This is a genomic window from Alcanivorax borkumensis SK2, from assembly GCF_000009365.1.
Lineage (GTDB): Bacteria > Pseudomonadota > Gammaproteobacteria > Pseudomonadales > Alcanivoracaceae > Alcanivorax > Alcanivorax borkumensis.
In genome coordinates this window covers 1683828-1710378 of the sequence record NC_008260.1, presented here as the reverse complement: position 1 = coordinate 1710378, position 26551 = coordinate 1683828, and the positions used below count along the sequence as shown (strand labels likewise).

Here is a 26551-nt window from a genome sequence, read left to right as displayed (position 1 = left end):
GGAGCTAACGATGAAAGTCAGTATCTATCGCTACAATCCGGAAACGGATCGCGAACCGAGTATGAAGGAATACGAGGTCGATACCCAAGGTAAAGACCTCATGGTTCTGGATATCCTTGCTTTGGTAAAAGAGCAGGATGAGTCCATGTCTTACCGTCGCTCCTGTCGTGAAGGGGTATGCGGTTCCGACGGCATGAACATGAACGGCAAGAACGGTTTGGCGTGTATCACTCCGCTGTCTCAGGTGGCGCCAGGTGTTCTGGAAGGTAAGAAGCCATTGATCTTGCGCCCGTTGCCGGGCCTGCCGGTGATTCGCGACTTGGTCGTAGACATGGGCATGTTCTATAGCCAGTACGAAAAAGTGCAGCCGTACCTGCAGAATAGCTCGCCGGCTCCGGCCATTGAGCGCCTGCAGAGCCCGGAAGAGCGTGAAAAGCTGGATGGTCTGTACGAGTGTATTCTCTGTGCGTGCTGTTCAACCAGCTGTCCGAGCTTCTGGTGGAACCCGGATAAGTTCCTGGGGCCGGCTGCCTTGTTGCAAAGCTATCGCTTCTTGGCGGATAGTCGCGACACGGTGACCGAAGAGCGTCTGTCTAAACTGGACGACCCCTTTAGTCTGTTCCGCTGCCACGGCATCATGAACTGCGTCAGCGTTTGTCCGAAAGGATTGAACCCGACCCGGGCCATTGGCCATATCCGCTCAATGTTGTTGGAGCGGGGCATCTGATCCGAACGAAGAAGGCGACCTTACTGGTCGCCTTTTTTGTATCTGGAGCATTTGAAATGTCGTTTTTTTTGTCTATTCGACTTTTCGCCAATTGCAGAAACATTCGGAAAGAGTCATAAGTTAATTTATGAATTCGGTGCCTAACAAAACCGAATTAAAAGGGATACACTAGCTAGCAGTTCGGGGTAATCCCTCGACGAGAGGTAGCAGGCTTCTACCCAGACCCGACTCGGTATGGGTGAGATAGAGTGCTGCATCTTATGGGTGGAACAGGGCTTAAAAGGCGTTGTTCCGAAATACGAGCGTACGGGAACAGGGTCGCCCCCCTGTGGTCGCAGTTACTCATGCCACAGAGTGTGACAACCTCCCGCCGAAGGAACGAGCTAACATGCAAGACAGTTCCATGCAGCGCCAATGGCAGTCCTCCCATATTGGGGGAGCCAACGCTGCCTATGTCGATGAACTGTACGAATCCTACCTGACCGATCCTAATTCCGTGCCGGAAGACTGGCGCGTTTATTTCGAAAAACTCCCCAGTGTTGATGCCGCCGTCGAATCAGACGTGCCCCACGCCGCCGTGCGTGAATACTTCTTGCTGCAGGCGAAGAACCGGTCGCGTGTGCAGAAGTTTGGTGCCGGTGCTGTCAGTACGGAGCACGAGCGTCGTCAGGTCCGCGTGCTGCATTTGATTGCAGCCTACCGAAATCGAGGCCACCAAGTGGCCAAGCTGGATCCGCTGGGCATTATGGAGCGCGAGTCCGTTCCAGATTTGGAGTTGGCGCATCATGGCCTCAGCACGGCTGATCTGGATACGGTATTTCAAACGGGTAACCTTTTTATCGGTAAACCCGAAACCACCCTCCGCGATATTGTCGACTGCCTGACCAGTACTTACTGCTCCAGCGTGGGTGCTGAGTACATGCACATGGTCAACACCGCTGAAAAGCGCTGGCTGCAGCAACGAATGGAAGGGGTGCGTTGTCATCCAGAATATGGCGCTGATATTAAGAAACATATCCTCGAGCGATTGTCTGCCGCTGAGGGCCTGGAAAAATATTTGGGCAGTAAATATCCAGGCACCAAACGTTTCGGTCTTGAAGGTGGTGAATCTCTAATTCCTCTGATGGATGAAATTATCCAGCGAGTGGGTAGTTACGGCGCCAAAGAGCTGGTCATTGGCATGGCCCACCGGGGCCGTTTGAACGTGCTGGTGAATACCCTGGGCAAAAGCCCGAAAGATTTGTTCGAAGAGTTTGATGGCAAGAGCTTTAACGAAAATGGCTCCGGTGATGTGAAATACCATCAGGGCTTCTCGTCCAACGTACAGACGTCTGGCGGTGAAGTGCACTTGGCCATGGCCTTCAATCCCTCTCATTTGGAAATTGTGGCGCCTGTTGTAGAAGGCTCGGTACGGGCTCGTCAGGATCGTCGTGAAGATGAGGGTGGAGAACAGGTGGTGCCGATTCTGTTGCATGGCGATGCGGCATTTGCAGGCCAGGGTGTGGTTATGGAGACATTCCAGATGTCTCAGACCCGCGGTTTTCATACTGGCGGTACTTTGCACGTGATCATCAACAACCAGGTGGGCTTCACCACCAGTCGTCGTGATGATGCCCGTTCTACCGAGTATTGCACCGATGTAGCAAAAATGGTGCAGGCACCCATTTTCCATGTAAATGCAGATGATCCAGAAGCGGTCTACTTCGTCACTCAGCTGGCGGTGGATTACCGCATGCAGTTTAAGAAGGATGTGGTGATTGATTTGTTCTGCTATCGCCGGTCGGGGCATAACGAGGCGGATGAACCGTCCTCTACTCAGCCGATGATGTACAAGAAAATCAAAAGCCATCCGACCACTCGAACTCTGTATGCAGAGAAGCTGATCAACGAAAAAGTGATCAGTGAGCAGGAAGCTCAGAAAACGGTGGATGATTACCGGGATATGCTTGATGCCGGTAATCATGTGGTCAAATCCCTAGTAAGAGAGCCGAACAAGGCTTTATTTGTGGATTGGTCTCCATATATTGGCCACCAGGTTGAGGATGACTGGGACACGACCTATTCATTGAAGAAGCTGCAGGATTTGGCTACACGCCTGGAAACACCGCCTGAAGGCGTTGTGGTTCAGCGTCAGGTGAAAAAAATCCTCGAAGATCGCCGCAAAATGACAGCAGGTGCCTTGCCGCTGAACTGGGGCTACGGCGAAACCATGGCCTATGCGACGTTGCTTGATCAGGGTTTTGCTATTCGCCTAACGGGTCAGGATAGTGGCCGTGGCACTTTTTCCCACCGCCATGCGGTGCTGCATAACCAGAAAAACGGTGAGCAGTATGTACCACTACAGCATCTTTACGACGGGCAACCGCGTTTCGACATTTACGATTCGCTGCTATCTGAAGAAGCGGTGCTGGGTTATGAGTACGGTTACGCTACCACTACGCCTAAGTCATTGGTGATTTGGGAAGCCCAGTTTGGTGATTTCGCCAACGGTGCCCAGGTGGTGATTGACCAGTTCATTTCTTCTGGTGAAGCCAAGTGGGGGCGTTTGTGTGGCTTAACCATGCTGCTTCCTCACGGCTATGAGGGCCAAGGGCCGGAGCATTCCTCCGCACGCCTGGAGCGTTTTCTGCAACTGTGCGCTGAGCACAACATGCAAGTGTGCGTGCCGAGTACTCCCGGCCAAATTTACCACCTATTGCGTCGTCAGGCAGTACGCCCTCTGCGCAAGCCGTTAGTGGTGATGAGTCCGAAGAGTTTGCTGCGTCACAAGAAGGCGACGTCCTCCCTGGAAGATCTGGCCCACGGCACCTTCCATTCGGTGTTGGATGATCTGGCGGATCTGGATAGCAAAAAAATTAAACGAGTGGTGATGTGCTCCGGCAAGGTTTATTACGACTTGCTGGAAAAACGTGATAGTGATGATCTGATTGACACGGCACTGGTGCGTATCGAGCAGCTGTATCCGTTCCCGGAACAGCGCTTGCAGGAAATCCTTGAGGGGTACCCTAACCTGGAACATCTGGTTTGGTGTCAGGAAGAGCCCAAGAATCAGGGCGCCTGGTATTGCTCCCAGCACCATATGTACCGTGTAGCGCAGAAAGCGGGCGTGGGGCCTGTGCATTATGCTGGCCGCGATATGGCGGCCGCCCCAGCGGCGGGTTCAATGTCACTGCACGTGGAACAACAGCAGCGTCTGGTTCAGGACGCCTTCGAGATTAAGTAACAGTAAGGATTAGGCATGGCGACTGATATCAAAGCTCCACAGTTTCCCGAATCAGTAGCAGACGGCACCGTGGCCACCTGGCACAAGCAGGAAGGCGAAGCGGTGAAGCGTGACGAGCTGCTGGTAGATATTGAAACCGACAAAGTTGTGCTGGAAGTAGTCGCACCCGCTGACGGCGTGGTCAGTAAGATCATGGCGGCAGAGGGTGAGACCGTGGAAAGCCAGCAAGTGCTGGGTACCTTCGATGAAGGCGCCAGCGGCAGTGCCGGCAGTAGTAATGACAAGCCCGCAGAAACGGATACTAAAGAAGCATCAGCGGATCATAAAGAGGATGCAAAGTCAGAGAGTGCGGACAATTCTGCCGATGACGATGATAGTTCCGGTGATCAGGCGGGGCCTGCCGCTCGTAAGCTGATGAGCGAGCATGGTATTGCTGCAGACCAAGTTAAAGGCACCGGTCGTGGTGGTCGCATCACCAAAGGGGATGTTGAAAAAGTCATCACCGACAAGGCGCAAAAACGTGCCAATCAGCCCGCCCCGCAACAACCGGCCACCCTTGATGTGCCAGGCGCTCCAGGCGAGCGTGAAGAGCGCAGAGTTCCAATGACTCGCTTGCGTAAGCGTATTGCTGAGCGTTTGGTATCGGCTCAACAGGACTCCGCAATGTTGACCACCTTTAACGAGGTCAACATGAAACCGATCATGGATATGCGTAAGCATTACCAGCCGGAATTCGAGAAAGCCCATAACGTGCGCCTTGGCTTCATGGGCTTCTTTACCCGGGCTTGCGTGGAAGCGCTGAAACGTTTCCCAGCAGTGAATGCGTCTATTGACGGTGAAGATATCGTTTATCACGGCTACTACGACGTGGGCGTGGCGGTTTCTACTGAGCGAGGCTTGGTTGTGCCGGTGCTACGTGACGCAGACCAGAAAGGTCTGGCGGAAGTGGAGTCACAGATCATCGAATATGGTCAGAAGGCCCAAAAGGGCAAGCTATCCATTGAAGAGATGACTGGTGGCACGTTTACCATTTCCAACGGTGGGGTGTTTGGTTCGTTGATTTCCACACCGATTCTTAACCCGCCGCAGACGGCCATTCTGGGGATGCACAAGATCCAGGAAAGGCCTATGGCAGTGGACGGTAAAGTGGAAATCCTGCCGATGATGTATTTGGCCTTATCCTACGATCACCGCCTCATCGATGGTAAGGAAGCGGTGCAATTTCTGGTTGCCGTGAAGAACTTTATCGAGGACCCGGCGCGGCTGTTGCTGGATATCTGAATGTATGCCTGCGTACTTCATGCTGCAGCACACCCCTAAAGCGTGGTGGCTGCGGTATGAAGCTTGACCGCGATAGAAGGAATTAGATTATGGCTGACAACTATGACGTCATCATCATTGGTGGTGGTCCGGGTGGCTATGTGGCTGCGATCCGGTGTGCGCAACTGGGCCTGAATACTGCCTGCATTGAAAAGCGCATTAATAAGCAAGATGAGCCGGCTTTGGGGGGGACCTGTTTGAATGTAGGCTGTATCCCCTCTAAGGCGTTGCTGGATTCTTCTTGGAAGTACCACGAAACCGAGTCCTCACTGGCTGATCACGGTATTAACATCAAGGGTGCAGAGCTGGACCTGGATACCATGCTTAAGCGCAAAGATACCATTGTGAGAAACCTCACTGGCGGTATCGCGCAATTGTTCAAGGCCAACAAGGTGACCTGGTTACAGGGCACAGGCCAGCTGAAAAGTGGAAAGCAGGTTGAGTTTCAACCGTTGGATGGCGATGTCCAAACACTACAGGCAGAGCATGTAATTCTGGCGGCAGGCTCAGTGCCGGTAGATATTCCTGTGGCTCCTGTTGATCAAGAAATCATTGTTGATTCCACTGGTGCGCTGGAATTTGATGCTGTACCGAAACGCCTTGGTGTGATTGGCGCGGGCGTGATTGGTCTTGAGCTGGGAAGCGTTTGGGCTCGACTTGGCAGTGAAGTCGTCGTGCTGGAGGCTGTAGATGCCTTCCTGCCGGCTGTGGATAAACAAATTGCCAAAGATGCCCAAAAGCAGTTTGCCAAGCAGGGTCTAGATATTCGTCTGGGGGCCCGTGTCACTGGTTCTGAGGTGAAAAAGGATCAGGTAGTGGTCCGTTATAGCGACAAGGACGGAGAGAACGAAGAAACCTTCGACCGGTTGATTGTTGCTGTGGGTCGCCGCCCCTATACCGAAGGCCTGCTCAGTCAGGACGCCGGGGTGACCTTGGACGAGCGCAACTATATTTATGTCGATAACCAGTGTCGTACCGACGTTCCCGGGGTTTACGCCATCGGTGATCTGGTGCGAGGCCCTGCCTTGGCTCACAAGGCCATTGAAGAAGGCGTGATGGTGGCTGAAGTGATCATGGGAGAAAGTACCCAAGTGAACTATGACGCTGTCCCCGGTGTGATTTATACCCACCCGGAACTGGCCTGGGTTGGTAAGACCGAAGAGGAAGCGAAGGATTCTGGCGACGCTTACAAGACCGGAGCGGTACCTTTTGCCGCCAATGGGCGCGCCATGGCTGCCGGCGAAACCGGTGGCATGGTGAAGTTTGTGGCGGATGAAAAAACCGACCGCATTCTGGGGATGCACGTGGTAGGCCCGCAGGCGTCCGAACTGATTCAGCAAGGCGTTATAGCCATGGAGTTTGGGGCTACCGTAGAGGACTTGCAGCTGATGGTGTTTGGTCATCCAAGCCTGTCAGAAACCGTTCATGAAGCAGCCTTGGCCACAGACTTTAAAGCAATCCATGTGGCGCAGCGTCGTCGCAAAAAGTAACGATATTTGAATGGCCGCGATAACGGCGCTTGAACAGGGCGCCACTAATTCATTGATGATGGAAGTATTGGCATGAATCTCCATGAATATCAGTCAAAACAGCTTTTTGCTGATTATGGGTTGCCAGTCTCTACCGGCTTTGCCTGTGATACCCCGGAAGAGGTTGCAGCAAAGGCGAAAGAGATCGGCGGTGACAAGTGGGTCGTAAAAGCGCAAGTGCACGCTGGGGGCCGAGGTAAAGCTGGCGGTGTAAAGCTGGTGGATACACCGGAAGACGCCGCTGCCTTTGCAAAGAAGTGGCTGGGCAAGCAGTTAGTGACCTTTCAGACCGACGAACATGGTCAGCCGGTATCAAAGATTCTGGTAGAAACCTGCACGGATATTGCTAAAGAACTGTATCTGAGCGCAGTGCTGGACCGTGCTAGCCGTCGTGTTGTGTTCATGGCTTCCACCGAAGGTGGCGTGGATATCGAAACGGTTGCAGAAGAAACCCCGGAAAAAATCCTCAAGGCAGAGATTGATCCGCTGGTAGGTGCACAGCCCTATCAGGCCCGTGAGATCGCATTTAAGTTGGGTCTAGAAGGCAAACAGGTCAATCAGTTCGCCAAGATCTTCGTGGGTCTGGCAAAGCTGTTTGTTGACAAAGATCTGGCGCTGATCGAAGTGAACCCGCTGGTGATCACTGACACCGGTGACCTGCACTGCTTGGATGCCAAAATCAACGTCGATGGCTCGGCGTTATATCGCCATCCGGACATCAAAGCCCTAGACGATCCCAGCCAGGAAGATGAGCGCGAGCGTCGCGCTGCAGAATGGGATCTGAACTACGTCGCTCTAGAGGGCAACATCGGTTGTATGGTGAACGGTGCAGGTCTAGCCATGGGCACCATGGATTTGGTGAAGTTGAAGGGCGGTGCGCCGGCCAACTTCCTAGACGTGGGCGGTGGCGCCACCAAAGAGCGTGTTACCGAAGCGTTTAAGATCATTCTCTCCGATGATCAAGTAAAGGGCGTTCTGGTGAACATTTTTGGTGGTATCGTTCGTTGCGATTTGATCGCTGAAGGTATTATCGGCGCCGTGGAAGAAGTGGGCGTAACGGTTCCTGTTGTGGTGCGCTTGGAGGGCAACAATGCGGAGCTGGGTTCCCAGAAGCTGGCAGAAAGTGGCATGAACATCATTGCCGCACAAAGTTTTGATGATGCTGCCGAGCAGGTAGTGAAAGCAGTGGGAGGTGCCGCATGAGCGTATTGATCGACAAAAACACCAAGGTTATCTGCCAGGGTTTCACTGGTAGCCAGGGCACGCTTCACTCTGAACAGGCCATTGAATACGGCACCCAGATGGTGGGTGGTGTAACGCCGGGTAAAGGCGGTCAAACGCATTTGGGTTTGCCGGTGTTTAACACTGTGGCAGAAGCCGTTGCCGAAACCGGGGCCACTGCCAGCGTAATTTACGTGCCTGCACCGTTCTGCAAGGACTCCATTCTGGAAGCCGCAGACGCCGGCATCGAGCTGATCGTCTGCATTACCGAAGGGGTTCCTGCTCTGGATATGCTTTTCGTCAAAGAGTATATCTCCCGCAAAGATGGCATTCGTCTGATCGGGCCGAATTGCCCAGGGGTCATTACTCCTGGTGAGTGCAAAATCGGGATTATGCCGGGCCATATTCATACGCCTGGTAAGGTCGGCATTGTGTCCCGTTCCGGCACCCTGACCTATGAAGCAGTCAACCAAACTACCAAGTTGGGCTTTGGTCAATCTTCTTGTATTGGTATTGGCGGTGACCCGATTCCGGGGATGACATTCATTGATGCGCTGGAGTTGTTCCAGAATGATCCGCAGACCGAAGCCATTGTTATGGTGGGTGAAATTGGCGGTACCGCAGAAGATGAAGCGGCGGCCTATATTAAAGAGCATGTGACCAAGCCTGTGGTGAGCTACATTGCGGGTGTTACCGCTCCGGCGGGTAAGCGTATGGGGCATGCTGGGGCGATTATTGCCGGTGGTAAAGGTACCGCTGACGAAAAATTCGCAGTGCTGGAGGCGGCAGGAGTGAAGACTGTGCGTAACCCGGCAGAGATTGGCAAGGCTGTGAAAGAAGCGACTGGCTGGTAAGTTCGTCGCAAGCGTTTTAAAAAAAGCCGGCCTATAGCCGGCTTTTTTTTTATGGGCTTTAGTGGAGGCGATCGTCGTCCAGCTCAAAGGACTCGTACTCATTGAGTTCCTTCTTCAGGCGTCGCTCTTCCAGCCGTTCTTCAATGCGGTGGCGCATGTCCATGTTGACAGAGCGGCTGCGAGCGCTGCGCTCCTCCTGCTCATCCTCTTCAATGTTGTCATCAAGGATATCGAAATCTTCGTTCATCAGCAGATCTTCCGAATCAAGGTCTTGCTCATTACCACGATGGTTACTCATGGTGGCCTCCTTCCTGACCTCCTCAAACAACCTGTTATGCGAATCAATCGGGTCCGGGTCTTCGGTTTCCCAATGTCCTCAGCGCTTGTATATCTCGTGATTTTGGGGCTTACAAGTTTTTTTTCTTTTTCAATGATGAGTGGCGCTGAAAGGATGAGCGGAAGGTCTGTTTGTGGGCGAATAAGTACTTGCAGCGGGTCGTTTCGGAAGGCTAAATGTGATGCATGTCATAGCCCTGAACCTGATAGAAAAAACAATAACTTAAGTGCTGGAATGCCTGCAGAAGGCTTTGTAGAGTGAGAAGATGTTCGCCGCCTATCGATAGCGTGTGGGCTCATGGAGAAAATAATAATATGGCAGAACTGCTGATCATTGTTGGGGTAAGCGCACTTATTATCGCTACGCTAGGTTTGATGCATGAAGCTGGTAGCAGGGGCCACAGCCCGCTTTTTTTTCTGCTGCCTATGGTCAGCTTTGGGCAGGTGCAAAGTCACTGGGAATATTACCGATGGTGGGCGCTGGCTCGTGTGGGTGCGGTGCTAACCACGGCAGTGGGTGTTGGCTTGTTAGTGATGACTGGTGGCCTAGCGGGAGATATCGCAGTCCAGCCGATGTCGAGTCAGAGTGGCCAGGTCTTGCGTGGCGAGAAGAAGGCAAGCAGTACCGCTTTTGTTTCCTCGGAAGAGGCGGCGTTACTGGTTGTTGAGGGCCAGGGCAAGCGCCTCACAGGCCGCCTGCATGGCGAACCTTTTCGCTACGATCGCGTCGCTCTCATTGATGGGGTGTTGACGCTTAGTCAGGGCGAAGGATTTCTTGCGGATTTGGAAGTGCGTGTTCTTCTAGGCTGGAATCCAGAAGATATTACCGAACGCAAGACACTGATCGTTGGTCCATCTGATGAGGGCGCTCCGGTGGCCCATTTGTCTTGGAAACCGCAAGGCAAGGATTACCCTGAAACCCGAATTTTCGAAGGTGGCTACCGCATGGAGTTGGCGCTGGCGCCACTGGATACAGGTCAGCTCTCCGGTTCGATTGTGCTGGTTATGCCGGACAGTTTTAAAAGTTATCTAAGCGGGAATTTTACCGCCCACACTAATCACCTACGTTATCGCAACGGTGAGGTTGATCTGTACTTCGATCATGAAGACACCCTCGCTTATGTAGCGGAGGAGTTTCTGAAAACCCAGTTCCCACAGGGGGCTTTGCTCCATGTTCAGACTAAGCATGCGACCTTGCACCGGGCCGAGAAGGTGGGCCTTGTAATAGCAACGGTGGAATTAAGTAATGGAGAAGTTCAAGAGCGCAAGATTCGTCTTGAAAAAGCCGATGTGGGCTGGGCTGTGGTGCCTGGGTCAATGGACACTCGGGTAACTGTTGCTCCCCAGGATCAAGGCATTAAATTAGTAGAACCTAACATTGAGACGCCAGGGGAGACACATTCAACAGCACCCGAGCCGGTCACTCTGACCTTCCCCGAGCTGGTGGCGTACGTGAACCAATTTGTGTTGCTGGAAACTATCGGTGGCCAAAAACTGGAAGGTGTACTGCGCAAGATTAGTGGCGACCGCCTCTGGCTAGTGATGAGCGTGGGTAGCGGTAATGTGGAGCGTAGCGTTGGGGCGCCGGAATTGAAATCCATGACGCTGTCATCGGGTAAGCAAGTCTTGCTGGAATCCACGGGAAGTAAATTGCCGATTAGCGCGCAGCAACAACCCAAGGTTGAGTCTGCGTCGGTGAAAAGTGTGCAACAGCGTCCAGTGTCACCGGAAACAACTGAACCAGCATCAGAAGGGCACAGTGAACTTAAAACGCTAATAGGAAAAAAAGTGGTTATTGAAGCCAGTGACGGATCGAAACGTACCGGAGTTCTGCAGTCTCTGGTCGATGATCAGCTGACCTTGAGTGTGCCGGTAGGCGCGGGCAGTATGGAGTTTTTCTACGATCTTGACAGTATTCGCCATATTGAGGCTGCGCGTTAAAGGTATTTACTACAGAGGGAAGAGGGGGCTTTGGTCGGGCATGGAACGGCAGGCCTGCATTTTTTCTTTCCTTACGTGAATTCTATGTTTGTCGCACCATACCAAAAGGGACGCTCCGTTACTGGTTACCTGGTTAGCCCCCCCTTGAAAACTATCGATTTGCCCACATTTGTTGGATCAACATTACTCGTAGGTTCAGGAGTCAGCTGTGTCAGCCGAAAAACAAACTCATGGTTTCCAGGCAGAGGTATCCCGTCTTCTGCATTTGATGATTCATTCGCTTTACAGCAATCGTGAAATTTTTTTACGTGAATTGATTTCTAATGCCTCTGATGCATGCGACAAGCTACGCTTTGAGGCACTGGATAACCCGGCTTTGCTGGAGCAGGGTGGTGAGCCCCAGATTACCCTGCGCGTGGATAAAGACGCGGGTACCCTGACGATTGCCGATAATGGTATCGGCATGAGTGAGAACGAAGTGGTAGATAATTTGGGTACCATCGCTCGGTCTGGCACGGAAAAATTCCTGGCAAATCTTAGCGGTGACCAGAAAAAAGACGCCCAGTTAATTGGCCAATTCGGGGTGGGGTTTTACTCTGCGTTTATCGTCGCCGAAACCGTTACGGTAGAAACTCGCAAGGCGGGCGAAGCCGTTAATAACGGCGTGCGCTGGGAAAGTGATGGCAAGGGCGAATTTACTGTAGAAACCGTTCCCCGTGATGAGCAGGGCACAGCGGTGATTTTGCACCTGCGTGATGATGCCAAGGATTTTCTGGATGATTTCAAAATTCGTCAGGTGATCGGCCAGTACTCTGATCATGTGGCTTTCCCTATTGTTCTGGAAACGCCGCAAGAGGGTGACAAAGACACTAAAACCGAAACCCTTAATTCCGCTACGGCTCTGTGGCAGCGGCCGCGAAGTGAGGTGACTGACGAGGAATACCAGAGCTTCTACAAACACATCAGTCATGATTTTCAGGATGCTCTGACCTGGAGCCATAACAAGGTGGAAGGCAAGCTGGAGTACACCAGTCTGCTGTATGTCCCGGCTCAAGCCCCCTTCGATTTGTATCAACGTGAAGCTAATCGTGGCCTAAAGCTATATGTTCAGCGCGTTTTCATTATGGACGATGCAGAACAGTTTCTGCCCCAATATCTGCGCTTCATTAAGGGGGTGATTGATGCACCGGATCTGCCCCTGAACGTAAGCCGCGAGTTGTTGCAGGACTACGGTCCGGTTCAGAAAATTCGGTCCGCTTTGACAAAACGTGTGCTGCAAATGCTGAAAAAACTCAGCAACGATGACAAGCAGTACGCCAAATTCTGGGCGCAGTTTGGTTCTGTAATCAAGGAAGGTGTCGCAGAAGACCGGGATAATCAGCAAAGCATTGCCGCCTTGCTACGTTTTGCCACCAGCAAAACACCAGATTCAGTGAGTACATCTTTGGATCAGTATCTGGAGAGCAAGCCTGCCGATCAGGATTGCATCTATTATCTGCTTGCCGACACTCCGTCGGCTGCACGCCAGAGCCCTCATCTGGAGGTATTCCGCAAGAAAGGCATTGAGGTACTACTGCTCAGCGATCCTGTGGATGAGTGGATGGTGGGGTATCTGGAGAGCTACAAAGAGGTGAAACTGGTCAATGCGGCTCGCGGAGAACTGGACCTTGGGGATGAGAGTGAACAGGCTAATAATGATGATCCCTTGATCCAGCGCCTTGCCGCTAGCTTAACCGAGCAGGTTGAAGCAGTCCGGGCCACTACACGGCTGGTGGATTCCCCTGCGTGCCTGGTGCTAGCAGAAGATCAGCTGGGGCCTCAAATGCGACGTATGTTGGAAGCTGCCGGGCAACCGGTGCCGGAAAATAAGCCGGTACTGGAGGTGAATCTCGATCATACCTTGCTGCAAGCGCTGACCCGCATTGAAGAAGATGAAAAATTCAATGATTTCGCTGCCTTGCTGTTAGATCAAGCAATGCTGGCGGAGGGGCAATTACCGAAAGACCCGGCGGCGACCGCGCGCCGGATGCAAGCGTTGTTATCTCAGTCAGTCTAAAAGTCGTAGCACTGACTGCTTTCGACCGTCCGCTCTACGGGACTTTACGAGGTCACGTAGAGCGGCTGGTGTCAGCTTGATTACTTTCCGGGCCGCTTTGGCTGCGTTAGGCGGGTTTGGGTGCAAGCCCATTCCCATCATTTCTCGCGTTACCTGTTGCGGCGTTCTTCACGCTCCCGTTGTCTCGACTTCCAAGGGCGCCTATGATGCCGGAAAGCCGTAAACAAGGCGTTCCTATGACGCAAGAAAAGCATAATGCCGCCATTCTGGGTGGGGGCAGTTTTGGTACCGCCATGGCCAGCATTCTGGCGGCCAATGGGCACAACGTAAACTTGTGGGTACGTGACCCGGAAACCGCCGCTGCAATCAATATTGATCGCGAAAATACTCGCTACCTCCCCGGTGCAGAATTACCGAAAGAGGTGACTGCCACGGATAGCCTGGAAGAAGCGCTTGGCGGTGCTTCCATGGTATTTGTGGCGATTCCGAGCAAGGCTTTTGCCGAGGTACTGGAACAGGCCCGTCAGTGGGTGCCTGATGAGGCCGTGGTGATCAGTTGTACCAAGGGCATTTATGCGGATGGCTTCTTGTTGATGAGCGAGCTATTGCATCAGTATTGGCCGCATACTCGTATCGGCGTGTTAAGCGGGCCCAACCTGGCCAAGGAAGTGGTTGAACAGAAGTTCACTGGTACAGTAATTGCCAGCCCGGATGAGACGTTACGGCAGACTGTGCAAAACGCCTTGAGCTGCGACTATTTCCGTGTATATGACAATCCGGATATCTATGGCGTTGAACTGGGCGGGGCCCTGAAGAATATTTATGCGGTGGCTTCCGGCATGGCCGCGGCGATTGGTGTTGGTGAAAACAGCCGCAGTTTTTTGATCACTCGAGCGTTGGCTGAAATGAGCCGTTTTGCCGTGAAGCTGGGCGCTAATCCCATGACGTTCTTAGGCTTGTCCGGGGTGGGTGACCTAATTGCCACCTGTACGTCTTCGCTGTCACGCAATTACCAAGTAGGTTTTCAGCTTGGTGAAGGTAAAACCTTGGAACAAGCCATAGAATGCCTAGGCCAGACAGCCGAGGGCATCAACACCATCAAGCTCGTGGCGGATAAAGCGGCAGAGTTGGATGTGTATATGCCGCTTGCCACAGCACTGTACAAAATCGTCTATCACGGTCAACCGCTGGAACTGATGATCCAGAATCTGATGAGCGGCGAATACAAACATGATGTGGAGTTTCAGTTGGGCGCGTTTACGTCATGAAGCTCTATCTTAGTCGGCATGGTCAGGCGGTTGCCCAGGCGGAGACCGATGCCCTGAGACCATTGACAGAAGCTGGACAGGCAGCACTGCTTTCTCACTGGCAATCGCTTCAGGAACGGGGTGTTCAGATTAGCGGATTGATTGTGAGTCCGTATCTGCGCGCTCAGCAGACAGCGGATTGTATTGCGCAGGTATACCCTGGTTTGCCCCGGCAGGAGTGCCCCTATCTAACACCGGATAGCCCCCCCAAAGCGCTGTTTGACTGGTTGCTAGCCAACCCGCCAGCGGCTGACTCGGTGCTGGTTAGCCATATGCCGCTGGTGTCGCAATTGACGGCAAGCTGGACGGGTGTGTCGGAACGGGTGGGCTTCAATGTGGGAACCGTGGCTTGTTTTGATGTGGATGTTACTGCCGCTGACGGCGCGCAATTGCTTTGGTTATGCAGCCCAGGCGAAGAGATCGCCAACCGTTAATCCGCCCTTCAGCACCCTTGGTAGTCCGTTCTGTACCATTCGCCGATGCTTGCTTTGCAGACCGGGCTTACTATCGTAGCCTGAATTCGGTGGCACATAGAACGCATGACAGGCTCCTCAACAGTAAATAGTGCCATCGGAACGACGCCTGAGGGGGGATGCACGGTGTCTCCTTGCACCGTACGGCTTAGGCCGAATTGAGCACCAACTACTGGTTGGTGTTTTTTTTTATGTTCGTTCTATGGCCGCAGAATGCTTGGCTCTGGATGCGCTCACGACTGGGTAATCGATGTGCATTTAGTGCCACGTCAAGAGCAATCCGCTTTTGGGAAACCTATCTGAAGAACCTAGGAATGGGAAAGCTCGAGCCATCATTGCCGGTGGTGTAGGTGCTGTTCCTGTTGGGGTTCGTGTTGCTCGCTTTCTCTATGTTATACGGGTTATAAACTTTTGAGTGATGGGTCTTGCTCTTCCAGTTTCCACTGCTGAACAGCGACCTGATTTTTAACTTGCTCAAGAACGTCTAGCAAAGTGTCGCGAATCAACGCATCCAGCTGTTCGCCCTCGCCGCCCGCAGCGTCAATCAAGTCATGTAATAACTGCTCCAGTTGGGCGCGGTTGGCAGAGGAGGCCAGGTCATCCACCAGCTGATCCACGAAGGCGCTACCCGTTTCGCGTACTGCCTCGCCAAGTAGCGCGATGGCGCGGGGGCCCGCAACGGGAATGCTGGCAAGACGTCGGCCGGCTTGGGTGCGCACTAGGGATTCGTCTGTCAGGTGCGAGAAGTATTCGGCTAATTGATCGCGGTATTGGCCATGACTTTTTTGGGTTGCGTTGGCAATGCGCGCGGCGACAAAACTAACCAGTTGTTCTTTGCGGGGTACTAGGACCTGGGACTCAATACGGTGAAGCAGGGGGCTGCCACCCCCGATTTCACGCTGCGCGCCACTCAGCACGTTGATGACGACACGGTCGGATATTTCCTCCACAACAATACCGTAGTATTTGAGAATAGTTTGCCCCAACCAGGTCTGAGATAGATCCACGATGCCCATACGTTGTAGACGTATTAATAGGCTGATAACGCGCAGAATCCGCAGCCAGCGGAAGCTACCCACGGGAATACAGCCGAGCAGGTCATACCAATGGGCAAACGGATAGAAAAACCAGCGATGGTATGTGTGTCGGGCAATAGCAACAATCCAGCGAATGGTGAATTCCGTTAGGTAGACCGCCACAAAGCAGAGGTCGTAGAACAGAAAATCACTATGAATGGTGTCGCGATAAAAGTTGTGGAAAGCCGGTACCAGCGAAGCAAGAAAATCCTGAACAGGTGGCACCTGAAACAGCCAGTCAAACAGGATTAGGCTCAAATTGGCGATCACCAGCACAATCATGGCCAGGTCGATAATGAAACCGATGGTATCCAGGTTCGCTTTTAACTTTTCCGGGTGCAGCCTGACTTTCATGGAATAACCTGCTCAGCCGTTAAAACGTGCCCAGACCGGACAATGATCCGAGGGCTTTTCCATTGCGCGCATCTGATAATCCACACCGGTGGTGTCCAGCTTGGCCATCAGTGGTTCAGTAGCCAATACGGTATCAATGCGCAGGCCTCGGCGTGGCTCACGATCAAAGCCCTTGGAGCGATAGTCAAACCAGGAGAACACGTCGTCGGTGGTGGGATTCTGGTGTCGGAAGGTGTCAGTCAGGCCCCAGCCTACTAGGCGGTCCCACCATTCCCTTTCTTCAGGCAGGAAGCTGGTTTTGCCTTCGCGCAGCCAGCGCTTGCGGTTCGGCTCGCCAATGCCGATATCCAGATCTGTAGATGAAATATTGAAGTCCCCCATTACCGCCACTTGATCGCTGGGCTGATGGTGGGTGATCAGGTAATGCTGCAGATCTTCGTAGAATTTTTTCTTGGCAGGAAACTTTAACGGGTGGTCGCGGTTTTCCCCTTGAGGGAAGTAGCCGTTGAGTACTGTGATTAGGCTACCATCATTATGTTTCAGTGTGCCGATAATCATGCGCCGCTGCGCGTCTTCGTCGTCGGTGGGGAAACCATACTGCACTGATTCCAGAGGTTCGCGGGTAATCAGGGCCACGCCATAGTGGCCTTTCTGGCCAAAATAATAGGGATGGTAGCCCATATCTCGAACCGCCTGCTCTGGAAAATCCGGGTCGTGAACCTTGGTTTCCTGCAAGCCGATTAATGCGGGTTGGTATTTGTCGATCACCGCCTGGAGCTGATGTAGACGGGCACGAATACCATTGATGTTGAATGAAATCAGGGTCATAGCGCCTCCTTGGTGCCCGCATTGTACACTACCTTAAAAGTCGTTCATCGCGGATTTGATAGAATGATACGATTGGCGTGCCAGCCAGCCCCTTAGGCTTTTGTCCAGAGAGTCTGATGTCTGACAAAATCCTGGCGCTCAAGGTTTCTGCATGCGGTTGCTATTACTTTCTATGCCAAACCATGCCAAGACAGCCGAAAGCTTTAAACGGGCATCCTGTAACGCCTGCATGCATCTGTGCTGTCACGTATGGCGTTATCGGCCATGGTGTGCTTGTTGTTAGTGCCGTTAAGATGTGCCTTTTGCTTGGGCCGGATGCCTTGGCCCATTTGGAGATTTCATGCCTGAACAATCAGGTCGTCAGGTCCTTGCCTTCGCACATGCCAATGGCATACCTGGCCATAGTTACGACACCTTTCTTGCACCGCTGGCTGCTGAATATGAATTGGTAATACTGGACCGTGCCGGGCATGATCCAGCTTTTCCTGTGGATAGTGGCTGGCACAGTCTTAGCCTAGAGTTGGAAGCACAACTGGCACCATTGCCTAAGCCTATTGTGGGGGCTGGGCATTCATTGGGGTCGGTGTTGATGTATCTGGTGGCACAACGTCGCCCAGACTGGTTTTCAAGTTTGATTATGCTGGATCCACCAGTGATGAATGGACTGCCCGGATTACTGATTCACGCAGCGAAACTCACTAGGCAGATTGATAAAGTCACCCCGGCAGGGAAAAGCCTTGGGCGTCTTGATTACTGGCCGGATTGGGATTCTGTGGTGAGCTATTTTTCTTCACGAGGCTTGTTTAAGACATTTGATCCTCGCTGCTTGTCTGATTATTTGAACGCGGGTGTTGAGCCATGGGAAGGGGGATGGCGATTGCGGTTTCGGCCGCAAGTTGAAGTGGATATTTTCCGTCATACCCCCACCAATGTTACTCGCATGCCTCGGTTACAAGTCCCAGGGGCTATCGTCACGGGTAAAGATTCTCCTTCTCCTTTTCATGACTGCGGAAAACGCCATGCGAAGCGTCACGGCATGCTTCATCGTATTGCAGAAGGCTCGCACATGTACCCATTGGAAAAGCCAGAAAAAACGCTGGAGTTGTTCCGTGAGTTACTGAATGAATTGCAATCTAAAAAACGCTGAATCATGGATGCGATAGAAAGAAAGTTCAGTGTCTACGGGCAGACGATTAGCGCGCTGCAATGGCCTGGAGAGGTTGATAGAAATGACGCAGAACCTATCTTGGCCTTGCATGGCTGGTTGGATAATGCCGCGTCATTTGCGCCGTTGTCCCGCTTTATTCAACGACCGTTGCTGGCCATGGATTTTTCCGGCCACGGCCATTCCGACCATCGCCCTTGTGGCGTGGTTACCCATCTGGTGGATCATGTACGGGATGTACTGGCGGTGGTCGACCAATTAGGGTGGAAGCGTTTTACCTTGATGGGACACTCCATGGGCGCAGGGATTGCCTGTCTGTTCGCCGCTGCCTGCCCTGAGCGAGTATCACGGGTAGTGTTGATAGAAGGGTTGGGGCCACCGAGTACTGATGGCAAGGATGTGGCCAGCAATCTTCGTAAAGCCCTGGATGATTCTGCATCCTTGGCTGGAAAGCGTAAACCGATTTACGCCCATGTAGAGGATGCGATTGATGCACGTACAAAAGGGTTTGGTGGGTTGAACCATAAAGCCTCCGCGCTTTTGAGCGATCGAGGCTTAATGCCCGTGGAAGGTGGCTGGACCTGGCGCGCAGACAGCCGCTTACGGCTGACCTCGTTTCTACGCCTTACTGAAGAACAGGTGGAAGGCTTTGTCCGTGCGATAAAGGCTCCGGTATGCCTTATTATTGGTGAGCAGGGCATGGGCGGTAACGGTATGTTCGACCATCGACTGGGCTGGCTGAGTGGCGCCACCATTGTACGTTTGCCTGGGCGCCATCATTTGCACATGGAGGAGCCGCAAAGTGTTGCAGCCAGCATAAATACGTTTCTGGGTGAGACCGATGACCTTCTTTCAAGGGCTGGCGATGACTGACCAAAACCACCAGTACATGTATGCATATGGTTTTAATCGGTCATGGTGCTGGGGGGCTGTGTCGTTATCCTCAAAAGAAAACGGTGACAGCCCCAGGAGAGCGGTGCCATGAAAGTGATCGAAGCTACATCATTAGTGGATTATGTCGGCAAGGAATTGGGTGCGTCGGATTGGTTTCAGATCGATCAGGAGCGGATTAATGCATTCGCGGATGCGACTTTAGATCATCAGTTCATTCATGTTGATGCGGAGCAGGCCAAGAATACTCCCTTCGGTACCACTATTGCTCATGGCTACCTGACTCTGTCTTTATTGCCCTACTTGCAAGCGTCCATTGACGATTTTCTAATGCCCAAGGGCATGAAAATGGGCATGAATTATGGCTTCGACAAGCTACGCTTTATGGCGCCCGTGAAAGAGGGTAAGCGGATTCGTGCCTTGGCAACCTTGCTGGACGTCTCTGAGAAACGCGAAGGGCAGTGGTTGCTCAAGTTTGCGTTTACCGTTGAAATTGAAGGCGAAGAAAAACCAGCGCTGGCCGCAGAGTGGTTGCTGATGTATTTCGTCTAGTCTAGTTGTCATGGTATTCGCTTTGGGTTACTTGATTTCAAATCTCTTGCGGTCTGGTTTACGCCTGACCGCAACGCTTCTTTTTGTGAGTGTGTCGCCTCAATAACGTGCCTTTGATATTTTCCTGCTATTGTTGCTGCAAACTAGCAAGGCTGATGACCCGTAAATTCATCAGCCGTCGCATGCTAATGAGCCTTAGATTATGTGCTGTTCGGGAAAGCTATTGCCGCTGTTTTGGTATTAATGACAGGGCGTTTTGCATGGCGGTTCGACCTAAGCACTTACTGAAAAAACACTATTTACCTACCATTATGCGCGTGGGTTTTGCCAGCGTCGGTCTTGGCTTTGTGACTAAATGCTTGGATGTGCCCTGAGCACAGGTGCGCTGGGGCTTCTGGGAAAGGAATAGGTCATAATGGATAAGGCGTCCAAACCCTCACTGTTGTTTGTGGATGATTCTAAGGTAATGCGCCTTGCGGCTGACAAGATGCTCGGTAGAGAGTTTCGAGTCGAGGTGGCAGAAAATGGTCTCCAAGCTTGGACCATGGTATGTCACAACCCGTCCATCAGCGTGGTTTTTTCTGATCTGGCCATGCCGGAAATGGATGGTTTCGCGTTGCTGAAAAAAATCCGCACCAGCGAGGATGAAGGCGTTGCTGGATTGCCGGTTATTATTGTTACCGGTGCAGAGAATGATGATGAAGCTCGGGCTGAAGCCCTACGGCTGGGCGGCACGGATTTCATCAGTAAACCGTTTAATTCCACTGACTTGTTAGCTCGTGCCAGAGCCCACGCCAACTACCAAAATGAGCGCAAGGAATTCGCCAAACAGGCGATGATTGACCCGCTAACCCGGTTGGGCAATCGCCGTTACCTATTACATCGACTGCGCCAGGAGCTGGCATTGGCTGCCCGCCAGCAGTACAGGCTGTCAGTCGTGCAGCTGGAGATTTGCCAATTCAATCAACTTTTCGTTCAGCTGGGTAAAAAGCGCACGGATATGGTGCTTTTGAAGTTGGCTCAGTCCCTGCGTGGGGTGATTCGTAAGGAAGACTCTCTGGCACGTAGCAGCGTGGCGCAATTTACCGTGTTGTTACCCAGCGCTGGGCCAAATGGCGCCAAGCGATTTGTGGAGCGAGCATTGAAAGTCAGCGAGAGGCTGGCCTTCCAGTTTCGGGGCAAGGTGCAGCGGTTGCCGCTGACGGTCATTATCCATACCCCGGCTGTGCATGCGGGATTGGCGCCGCGTCAGGTACAACTGGCGTTGGAGGAGCAGTTAAAGCAGGCTAGAAAGTTGGGGCCAGGTACCGTATTAAGTGATGATGCAGATACTACCTTGTCGGTAGATGAATCTGCACCCATATTAACGATTGAGCAGGCACTGGTGCTGCTACGTGCCGGGAAACCTCGGGCAGTGGTTAGCGCATTGCCGGACTTGGAACGTCAGTTGGCACCGTTACTAGAACTGATGAAGCGCTCAGCGTCAGATCAGGAGGCAGTATGAAAGTTATGGTTGATCGCCAGTATCCCATCAGTGTGAATCGGCTTTATGAAGTACTGACAAGCAAGGCGTTCTACGAAACCCGCTATGAATGGAGCAAGGTGGATAATTATCGTTTTGGCGCCTTTGAAGACACATCACGGGGAATGTTGATTCAATTAATACAGCCAATTGCTATCAGCACTGACAAAGTGCCATCCATGGCCCGTCGTTTCTTACCAGAAAGCGCTGATTTGCTGACAGAATTTTTGTGGACGCCCCCTCCCATAGCAGGGCGATATCAGGCCCAATACCGGTTTGAGTTAGGCAATGTGCCCATAAAAATTGGCGGTGTTATGGTGCTGACCGGAGATGAAAACGAAGCGATTCAACACACGGAGGTGGAGATCAGCAGTTCCGTGCCGTTGGTTGGAAAAAAATTAGTGTCATTGGTGGCACCCAAAATTGATAATGCTCTGGCGAGTGATTACCGCGATACACTACGCTATGTAGAAACGTTCTGCTGAGTGTTGTAATTTTAAGCGATAGTTACCTTAGCGGCTTAGCAGGCTTCCAAGGGTCTGCTAAGAAGACTCCCCGGTTCCCTTACGGCGGTAGCGACGTCCTCGTTGCTGCATTTTTTTGTCCCATCGCTTTGTGAACCAACGCTTCAATCTCCATTGTGCCCGTGTGGATGCGCAGGGCGTATGCAGGGCGGTGGCCTCAGGTGTTTTTAGCATAGCCAGAATATCACCGCTCAGTGAAGCCGCAGTATTTAAACTGTCACGGGTTTTACGTTTGAAGCGGGCTTGGCTGAGCGGATCGGTAGCATCCAATTGTTCAGCTTGTTCCTGGTAGAGTGGTAGGGCAACTGCCCGGGCGTTCACTGGGCTGTTGGCCAGCTCGCTATTTAGGCTTTCGGTCAGGGCGATGATGGCCGCATAGGTCGCACTGCTTGCGGAGGTGAGTGGCCCGGGGAGTAGGCCGCAATCGGGCACCACATTAATAATGCTCCCATATCCTTGTTTTTTCATAGCAGTTAGCGCGCTCTGACTGCTGTTTACTACTTGCATCAACTGTTGGCTGGCCAGCGTTTGCCATTGCTGAGTCTGCGCCGCTTCAAAAGGCCCCACCAGCATATTTCCGGGTAAATTAACCACCACATCCAGCTGCTGCCAGCGACTTAGAACCCGGTTGACGGCTCGCTGAATGTCCCTCACTTCACCCGCTATTGTCTCGATAAATAGAGCTTCATGACCGTCTTCATGCAAGCGGCGGCACAGTGCGTTACCGGTATGGGTATCGTCGCTGGCGATCGCAATCCGATAGTGCCCGGCAGCAGCCTGTGCTAGAGCCAGACCTAACGGTGTGCAGCCTCGGGTAATCAGCAGGGTTGGGGATTGTTTCAACGTGACTCCAAATGTAATAACGGTAGAAAAAATATCCTTGTGAACAAGTGTTGACTTTCAGGAATGAAAAGTTAACATGTGTTCACTAAAGGAATTTGAGGGAGCAATTGTTATGACTTTATTCTCGCGTTTGTTTAAGGATATCCTGGCTTTGATTGTTGCTGTAGCGGTAACGATTCTCATCGTGGTGGCCGTGGAAAATAATGGCGACAACCTGTTCTGGGCTTTGTTGGCGTTTGTCTGCATGGTGCCTGTTATCGCCAGCGCAGCCGTTACCATTAAGCGCGATTGGGAGAGTAGCGGCGCTCCCGACGCATTCTAAGAGTGTTCGTTAACAGTTGCATCACCAGTTCAATGTACGTCTGTTGTCGTTACCTTCTCCATCTTGGAAACCGGTAGCGACAACACCGTTTCTTCCCCCTCGCTACGGGCGAGCACCACGGTTACCACACTATCTCCCCAGACGTTGACGGCGGTGCGGCACATATCCAGCACACGATCCGTTACCAGAATCAGTCCGATGGCTTCGGCTGGCAGGCCGATAGCGCCAAGGATCACGGTGATGGCCACTAAGGAGGCAGCTGGAATACTGGCTACGCCGATTGATGTAAGCAGGGCGGTAATCACGATCATGAACTGGGTGGCCAGAGACAGATCCATACCGTAAGCCTGGGCAATAAACATGGCTGCTACACATTCATATAGGGCGGTGCCATCCATATTGACGGTGGCCCCCAGAGGCAGCACGAAGCTGCTGGTGCGGGTTGATACGCCGGAGCGTTTCTGTACACATTCCATAGACAGCGGCAACGTTGCTGCTGAACTGGCCGAGGAGAATGCCGTGAGCAGCGCTGGCGTCATGGCTTGAATATGGCGAAGAGGGGAGCGTTTCGCGGCTAGCACGATCAGCAGCGGCATGAACACGAAAGCATGCAGAGCCAGGGCTACCAGTACCGTAAGAAAGAACCAGGCAAGCGGTTCGATGGCATCCATGCCAGTGCGAGTCACGGTGGCGGCAATAAGAGCGAATATTCCTAGCGGGGTAAAACGGATCACCAGCATGGTGATTTTCATGACCACCTGGTAGATCCCGTCGATGATATTGCGCAGACTCTGGCCAGACGATGAGCGCTCGGTGCGCAGAAAAAACCCAAACAGCAGCGAAAAGACGATCAGCCCGAGCATTTGCCCGTTGGCGGCAGCGGCGATCAGATTGGGGGGAAGCATCTGGAGTAGGATCTCGGTGAAATCACCGACGCCTCGGCCGTCGATTTTAGCTAGGGCGTCCTGGGTTTCTGTGGCCAAGCCCAGTAGATCTCGGGCGGGCTGACCATTGATGATTCCGGGAGTGAATAGATTCACTGCGACCAGCCCGATTAGCACCGCCACCAGGGTTGTGCTCATGTATAGGACGACGGTTTTCAAACCCATTCGTCCCAGGTTTTCGTCATCGCCAACGCCCACCATGCCGTTGATAATGGCGGTAACGATTAACGGAATGACCACCATCTTCAGTGCATTGATGAACAGGCTGCCCACCAGATCGTAACCGCTGATAATCGGCATTCCCAAGAGGGTGCTGGATTCCGCAGTAAAACTGCCGGCCAGAGTGCCGGCCAGCATGGCAAAAAATATCTGGTGATGTAATTTCATCATTTCCCCTGTGGTGCGAACCTCGGTCTCTTCAACTTCTGAGAGTACCTGATCCTGTGCTGTGTAACAGAGAGTAAGTCTACATCAGTGCCTGCAGCCCTTCGGGGTTATCAAGCTGGAGTAAGGTTGTCTGGTAGGCGCCCTTGAGCTGACGGTCAGCCTCCACTGGCCCCAGCCGCTGGCATAGCAGTACGTAGGTACGATTCAATTGATCGCGCAGGCTGGGCAGTGGCAGGGGGCTTAGCGGTTTGTCCGGTGCTTGTAGCCAGTATTCCATAGTGAGCCGAGTTTCTGTGCTAACACTGGCCTGTCGCAATTGCGTCCCTTGATCCACCTTCAATTGGCGGGCTGTCGGTTTGCCAAGTCTCAGCCAAAGCGCTTGAAGCAGAAGCTGGAAGGCATAAGTATAAGGATGAGTGTCGGTGAGATTCTTGTCACTAATGGCCAGAGGGTCAGCGGCCAGTTCACTGTCGGAAAGCGTCATGGCTTGTACCAAACTCATATGAATGTGATGCCTACGCTCATTGAGATCGAACAGGCGGCATAGATCACTCACAAACCCTTGCAGTGAAAAACTTGGGCGCTGCGAATAATGCTGTTGCCAGTGGCTAATCGCTTCCCGTAACACGGGTTCATTCATATATGGTGTTAGGCCAGTAATGACGGCTCGCCGTCGACGCTGAACACTTTGCTCTATGGGCACGAAGTTCATGGCCGCGGCTCCTGACGGCTTGCCTTCTCTGCGCTATAATTTTCGCTGCTGTATAGGGTGTTTTGGGGGAATTCAGGATAGCCGATTTCAGCATGTTCGCTGAGATCTAGCCCTCGCTGTTCGTGCAGTGCGGGCGCCCTCAGCCCGGCTAAAATAGACACCAGCATGTACATGATTAATGCGGTAAAGAATGCCCAGCCAAATGCCACGACCACTCCCAGTAGTTGCACCATCACACGCTGGCTATTGAACAGATCGCCGTCGTAAAACAGTCCGGCGGCCAGGGTGCCCCACGCACCGGCAAAGGCGTGAACGGGTACCGCGCCCACTACATCATCCAGTCGAAAGGCGAGCAGAATGCGAGCCCCGAAGGCGGCTAGTGCGCCGGCAACCACGCCGGTGACAATGGCAAAGCTAGGGGTCATGACGGCACAGCCGGCGGTGACGGCGACCAGTCCGGCCAAGCTGCCATTCACTGTTTCCGTGAGCAAGATCGGGTGACGCTTGGCCATACGGAAGATAACACTGCCGACGGCTCCGGCGGCCGCGGCAAGTTGGGTGTTCAGGTTCACTTTGGCAATGTCCACGCTGGCCGACAGGGTTGAGCCGCCATTAAAGCCAAACCAGCCGAACCAAAGAATGAAGCCACCCAGTGCTACGTAGGAAAGGTTGTGTCCAGGGATGCTGCGTGGGGTACCTTGGCTATCGAAACGGCCCAGGCGGGGGCCGACTACCATGATGCCGGCCAAGGCGCACCAGCCGCCAATACTATGAACCACAGTAGAGCCAGCGAAATCAATAAAGCCCATTTGTGCCAACCAGCCATTATCGTTCCATGCCCAGTTGCCAAACAATGGATAGATAACCCCAGTAATGAACACCGCGCCACACAGGTAACCTGCGTAGCGTGTTCGTTCTGCCATTGCGCCGGAGGCGATAGTAGCGGCCGTGGCCGCAAACATAATCTGGAACAGGAGCATAGCCCAGGTGCTGCTATCTGCGTGGTTCAGCATGAACTGATCCTGTCCGAACCAGCCATTGCTGCTGGTGCCGAACATCAACCCAAAACCGACGGCCCAGAAAACCAGAGTGCCGACGCACAGATCCATATAGTTTTTCATCACTACATTCAGGGAGTTTTTCGCTCGGCTCAAGCCGCTTTCGAGCAGTGCAAACCCCGCCTGCATGAAAAAAACCAGCGCCGCGGCGATGGCAATCCACACAGTATCAGTAGCGGTGAGAGTGTCCGCATTGGCAAACTGGGGAATAAACAGCAGAGAAGCCCAGTGGTGGCGTCGCAGAGGCATGGTTATGAACCCTATTCATTATTGGTTAATGAAGCAGGTATGCAATCTCTGCGCCAGAATGTCGGGCGGTTGGGGGTGGCTCTTCTACTTCTTTATCATTAGTTTGTGCGCCATTTTGGTGCGCGCAAATGGAGGTG

Annotated in this window: 23 protein-coding genes; 16 read left to right on the top strand and 7 right to left on the bottom strand. The window is 52.8% G+C overall.

Going from position 1 to position 26551, the window contains the following annotated elements; all coding sequences use genetic code 11:
- Positions 1–10: 10 nt before the first annotated feature.
- The 6 genes from ABO_RS07760 to sucD all read left to right on the top strand — a co-directional run bounded on the left by ABO_RS07760 (position 11) and on the right by sucD (position 8874).
- Complete coding sequence (locus ABO_RS07760) at positions 11–727, top strand: succinate dehydrogenase iron-sulfur subunit (protein WP_011588778.1); 717 nt, start codon at positions 11–13, stop codon at positions 725–727.
- Between the two features lie 388 nt (positions 728–1115).
- Positions 1116–3950 (top strand): 2-oxoglutarate dehydrogenase E1 component, encoded by a 2835-nt coding sequence (locus ABO_RS07755; RefSeq protein WP_011588777.1) that lies wholly within the window; start codon positions 1116–1118, stop codon positions 3948–3950.
- Positions 3951–3965: 15 nt separating this feature from the next.
- On the top strand, positions 3966–5231 hold the full coding sequence (gene odhB, locus ABO_RS07750) for a 2-oxoglutarate dehydrogenase complex dihydrolipoyllysine-residue succinyltransferase (RefSeq protein ID WP_011588776.1): 1266 nt from the start codon (positions 3966–3968) through the stop codon (positions 5229–5231).
- 89 nt (positions 5232–5320) lie between these two features.
- Positions 5321–6760, top strand: coding sequence for a dihydrolipoyl dehydrogenase (lpdA, locus tag ABO_RS07745; RefSeq protein ID WP_011588775.1), 1440 nt, complete (start codon positions 5321–5323; stop codon positions 6758–6760).
- A gap of 72 nt (positions 6761–6832) precedes the next feature.
- A complete protein-coding gene (gene sucC / locus ABO_RS07740; protein ID WP_011588774.1) occupies positions 6833–8002 on the top strand; it encodes an ADP-forming succinate--CoA ligase subunit beta in 1170 nt (389 codons plus the stop codon).
- Complete coding sequence (gene sucD, locus ABO_RS07735) at positions 7999–8874, top strand: succinate--CoA ligase subunit alpha (RefSeq protein ID WP_011588773.1); 876 nt, start codon at positions 7999–8001, stop codon at positions 8872–8874. The genes sucC and sucD overlap by 4 nt, the downstream gene beginning before the upstream one ends.
- A gap of 58 nt (positions 8875–8932) precedes the next feature.
- Here sucD and ABO_RS07730 read toward each other — a convergent pair whose 3' ends face one another.
- Positions 8933–9172 carry a PA3496 family putative envelope integrity protein gene (locus tag ABO_RS07730; RefSeq protein ID WP_011588772.1) on the bottom strand — a complete coding sequence of 80 codons (240 nt, stop codon included), beginning with the start codon at positions 9170–9172 and terminating at the stop codon, positions 8933–8935.
- Between the two features lie 353 nt (positions 9173–9525).
- On the opposite strand from ABO_RS07730, the gene ABO_RS07725 reads away from it, so the two are divergent.
- The 4 genes from ABO_RS07725 to ABO_RS07710 all read left to right on the top strand — a co-directional run bounded on the left by ABO_RS07725 (position 9526) and on the right by ABO_RS07710 (position 14948).
- On the top strand, positions 9526–11151 hold the full coding sequence (locus tag ABO_RS07725; protein WP_041704957.1) for a hypothetical protein: 1626 nt from the start codon (positions 9526–9528) through the stop codon (positions 11149–11151).
- 208 nt (positions 11152–11359) lie between these two features.
- Entirely contained in the window at positions 11360–13207 is a 1848-nt protein-coding gene (htpG, locus tag ABO_RS07720; RefSeq protein ID WP_011588770.1) for a molecular chaperone HtpG, read from the top strand.
- Between the two features lie 236 nt (positions 13208–13443).
- Entirely contained in the window at positions 13444–14475 is a 1032-nt protein-coding gene (locus tag ABO_RS07715) for an NAD(P)H-dependent glycerol-3-phosphate dehydrogenase (RefSeq protein WP_011588769.1), read from the top strand.
- Positions 14472–14948 carry a SixA phosphatase family protein gene (locus tag ABO_RS07710; RefSeq protein ID WP_011588768.1) on the top strand — a complete coding sequence of 159 codons (477 nt, stop codon included), beginning with the start codon at positions 14472–14474 and terminating at the stop codon, positions 14946–14948. The genes ABO_RS07715 and ABO_RS07710 overlap by 4 nt, the downstream gene beginning before the upstream one ends.
- A gap of 440 nt (positions 14949–15388) precedes the next feature.
- Here the strand turns inward: ABO_RS07710 and ABO_RS07705 are convergent, their stop codons facing one another.
- Positions 15389–16417, bottom strand: coding sequence for an ion transporter (locus tag ABO_RS07705; protein WP_011588767.1), 1029 nt, complete (start codon positions 16415–16417; stop codon positions 15389–15391).
- Between the two features lie 12 nt (positions 16418–16429).
- Positions 16430–17245 (bottom strand): exodeoxyribonuclease III, encoded by an 816-nt coding sequence (gene xthA, locus ABO_RS07700; RefSeq protein ID WP_011588766.1) that lies wholly within the window; start codon positions 17243–17245, stop codon positions 16430–16432.
- 340 nt (positions 17246–17585) lie between these two features.
- Here xthA and ABO_RS07695 point away from each other — a divergent pair, with 340 nt between their 5' ends.
- The 5 genes from ABO_RS07695 to ABO_RS07675 all read left to right on the top strand — a co-directional run bounded on the left by ABO_RS07695 (position 17586) and on the right by ABO_RS07675 (position 21860).
- Positions 17586–18392: an alpha/beta fold hydrolase gene (locus ABO_RS07695; RefSeq protein ID WP_035460332.1), complete on the top strand. Its 807-nt coding sequence runs from the start codon at positions 17586–17588 to the stop codon at positions 18390–18392.
- Positions 18393–18395: 3 nt separating this feature from the next.
- Positions 18396–19283: an alpha/beta fold hydrolase gene (locus tag ABO_RS07690; protein WP_011588764.1), complete on the top strand. Its 888-nt coding sequence runs from the start codon at positions 18396–18398 to the stop codon at positions 19281–19283.
- Between the two features lie 108 nt (positions 19284–19391).
- A complete protein-coding gene (locus ABO_RS07685; RefSeq protein WP_011588763.1) occupies positions 19392–19853 on the top strand; it encodes a MaoC family dehydratase in 462 nt (153 codons plus the stop codon).
- Positions 19854–20268: 415 nt separating this feature from the next.
- Entirely contained in the window at positions 20269–21357 is a 1089-nt protein-coding gene (locus ABO_RS07680; RefSeq protein ID WP_011588762.1) for a diguanylate cyclase domain-containing protein, read from the top strand.
- Positions 21354–21860: a DUF2505 domain-containing protein gene (locus ABO_RS07675; protein WP_011588761.1), complete on the top strand. Its 507-nt coding sequence runs from the start codon at positions 21354–21356 to the stop codon at positions 21858–21860. Before ABO_RS07680 ends, ABO_RS07675 begins: the two co-directional genes overlap by 4 nt.
- Before the next feature lie 57 nt (positions 21861–21917).
- On the opposite strand, the gene ABO_RS07670 is transcribed toward ABO_RS07675, so the two are convergent.
- Complete coding sequence (locus ABO_RS07670) at positions 21918–22742, bottom strand: SDR family NAD(P)-dependent oxidoreductase (protein WP_011588760.1); 825 nt, start codon at positions 22740–22742, stop codon at positions 21918–21920.
- Between the two features lie 112 nt (positions 22743–22854).
- On the opposite strand from ABO_RS07670, the gene ABO_RS07665 reads away from it, so the two are divergent.
- Entirely contained in the window at positions 22855–23064 is a 210-nt protein-coding gene (locus ABO_RS07665; RefSeq protein WP_041704956.1) for a hypothetical protein, read from the top strand.
- 29 nt (positions 23065–23093) lie between these two features.
- Here the strand turns inward: ABO_RS07665 and ABO_RS07660 are convergent, their stop codons facing one another.
- The 3 genes from ABO_RS07660 to ABO_RS07650 all read right to left on the bottom strand — a co-directional run bounded on the left by ABO_RS07660 (position 23094) and on the right by ABO_RS07650 (position 26414).
- Positions 23094–24395, bottom strand: a complete 1302-nt coding sequence (locus ABO_RS07660; RefSeq protein ID WP_041704955.1) for a dicarboxylate/amino acid:cation symporter — start codon at positions 24393–24395, stop codon at positions 23094–23096.
- Between the two features lie 79 nt (positions 24396–24474).
- On the bottom strand, positions 24475–25107 hold the full coding sequence (locus tag ABO_RS07655) for a hypothetical protein (RefSeq protein ID WP_011588758.1): 633 nt from the start codon (positions 25105–25107) through the stop codon (positions 24475–24477).
- Complete coding sequence (locus tag ABO_RS07650) at positions 25104–26414, bottom strand: ammonium transporter (RefSeq protein WP_011588757.1); 1311 nt, start codon at positions 26412–26414, stop codon at positions 25104–25106. Before ABO_RS07650 ends, ABO_RS07655 begins: the two co-directional genes overlap by 4 nt.
- Between the last annotated feature and the right edge of the window lie 137 nt (positions 26415–26551).

What these genes read in the sequence shown, in the direction of transcription:
- ABO_RS07690 (WP_011588764.1), top strand. Translation starts at nt 18,396, where the DNA reads ATGGATGCGATAGAAAGAAAGTTCAGTGTCTACGGGCAGACGATTAGC.
- ABO_RS07705 (WP_011588767.1), bottom strand. Translation starts at nt 16,417, where the DNA reads ATGAAAGTCAGGCTGCACCCGGAAAAGTTAAAAGCGAACCTGGATACC.
- ABO_RS07685 (WP_011588763.1), top strand. Translation starts at nt 19,392, where the DNA reads ATGAAAGTGATCGAAGCTACATCATTAGTGGATTATGTCGGCAAGGAA.
- ABO_RS07760 (WP_011588778.1), top strand. Translation starts at nt 11, where the DNA reads ATGAAAGTCAGTATCTATCGCTACAATCCGGAAACGGATCGCGAACCG.
- ABO_RS07655 (WP_011588758.1), bottom strand. Translation starts at nt 25,107, where the DNA reads ATGAACTTCGTGCCCATAGAGCAAAGTGTTCAGCGTCGACGGCGAGCC.
- sucC (WP_011588774.1), top strand. Translation starts at nt 6,833, where the DNA reads ATGAATCTCCATGAATATCAGTCAAAACAGCTTTTTGCTGATTATGGG.
- ABO_RS07660 (WP_041704955.1), bottom strand. Translation starts at nt 24,395, where the DNA reads ATGAAATTACATCACCAGATATTTTTTGCCATGCTGGCCGGCACTCTG.
- ABO_RS07650 (WP_011588757.1), bottom strand. Translation starts at nt 26,414, where the DNA reads ATGCCTCTGCGACGCCACCACTGGGCTTCTCTGCTGTTTATTCCCCAG.
- ABO_RS07725 (WP_041704957.1), top strand. Translation starts at nt 9,526, where the DNA reads ATGGCAGAACTGCTGATCATTGTTGGGGTAAGCGCACTTATTATCGCT.
- odhB (WP_011588776.1), top strand. Translation starts at nt 3,966, where the DNA reads ATGGCGACTGATATCAAAGCTCCACAGTTTCCCGAATCAGTAGCAGAC.
- sucD (WP_011588773.1), top strand. Translation starts at nt 7,999, where the DNA reads ATGAGCGTATTGATCGACAAAAACACCAAGGTTATCTGCCAGGGTTTC.
- lpdA (WP_011588775.1), top strand. Translation starts at nt 5,321, where the DNA reads ATGGCTGACAACTATGACGTCATCATCATTGGTGGTGGTCCGGGTGGC.
- xthA (WP_011588766.1), bottom strand. Translation starts at nt 17,245, where the DNA reads ATGACCCTGATTTCATTCAACATCAATGGTATTCGTGCCCGTCTACAT.
- ABO_RS07675 (WP_011588761.1), top strand. Translation starts at nt 21,354, where the DNA reads ATGAAAGTTATGGTTGATCGCCAGTATCCCATCAGTGTGAATCGGCTT.
- ABO_RS07665 (WP_041704956.1), top strand. Translation starts at nt 22,855, where the DNA reads ATGACTTTATTCTCGCGTTTGTTTAAGGATATCCTGGCTTTGATTGTT.
- ABO_RS07695 (WP_035460332.1), top strand. Translation starts at nt 17,586, where the DNA reads ATGCCTGAACAATCAGGTCGTCAGGTCCTTGCCTTCGCACATGCCAAT.
- ABO_RS07680 (WP_011588762.1), top strand. Translation starts at nt 20,269, where the DNA reads ATGGATAAGGCGTCCAAACCCTCACTGTTGTTTGTGGATGATTCTAAG.
- ABO_RS07710 (WP_011588768.1), top strand. Translation starts at nt 14,472, where the DNA reads ATGAAGCTCTATCTTAGTCGGCATGGTCAGGCGGTTGCCCAGGCGGAG.
- ABO_RS07730 (WP_011588772.1), bottom strand. Translation starts at nt 9,172, where the DNA reads ATGAGTAACCATCGTGGTAATGAGCAAGACCTTGATTCGGAAGATCTG.
- ABO_RS07755 (WP_011588777.1), top strand. Translation starts at nt 1,116, where the DNA reads ATGCAAGACAGTTCCATGCAGCGCCAATGGCAGTCCTCCCATATTGGG.
- ABO_RS07715 (WP_011588769.1), top strand. Translation starts at nt 13,444, where the DNA reads ATGACGCAAGAAAAGCATAATGCCGCCATTCTGGGTGGGGGCAGTTTT.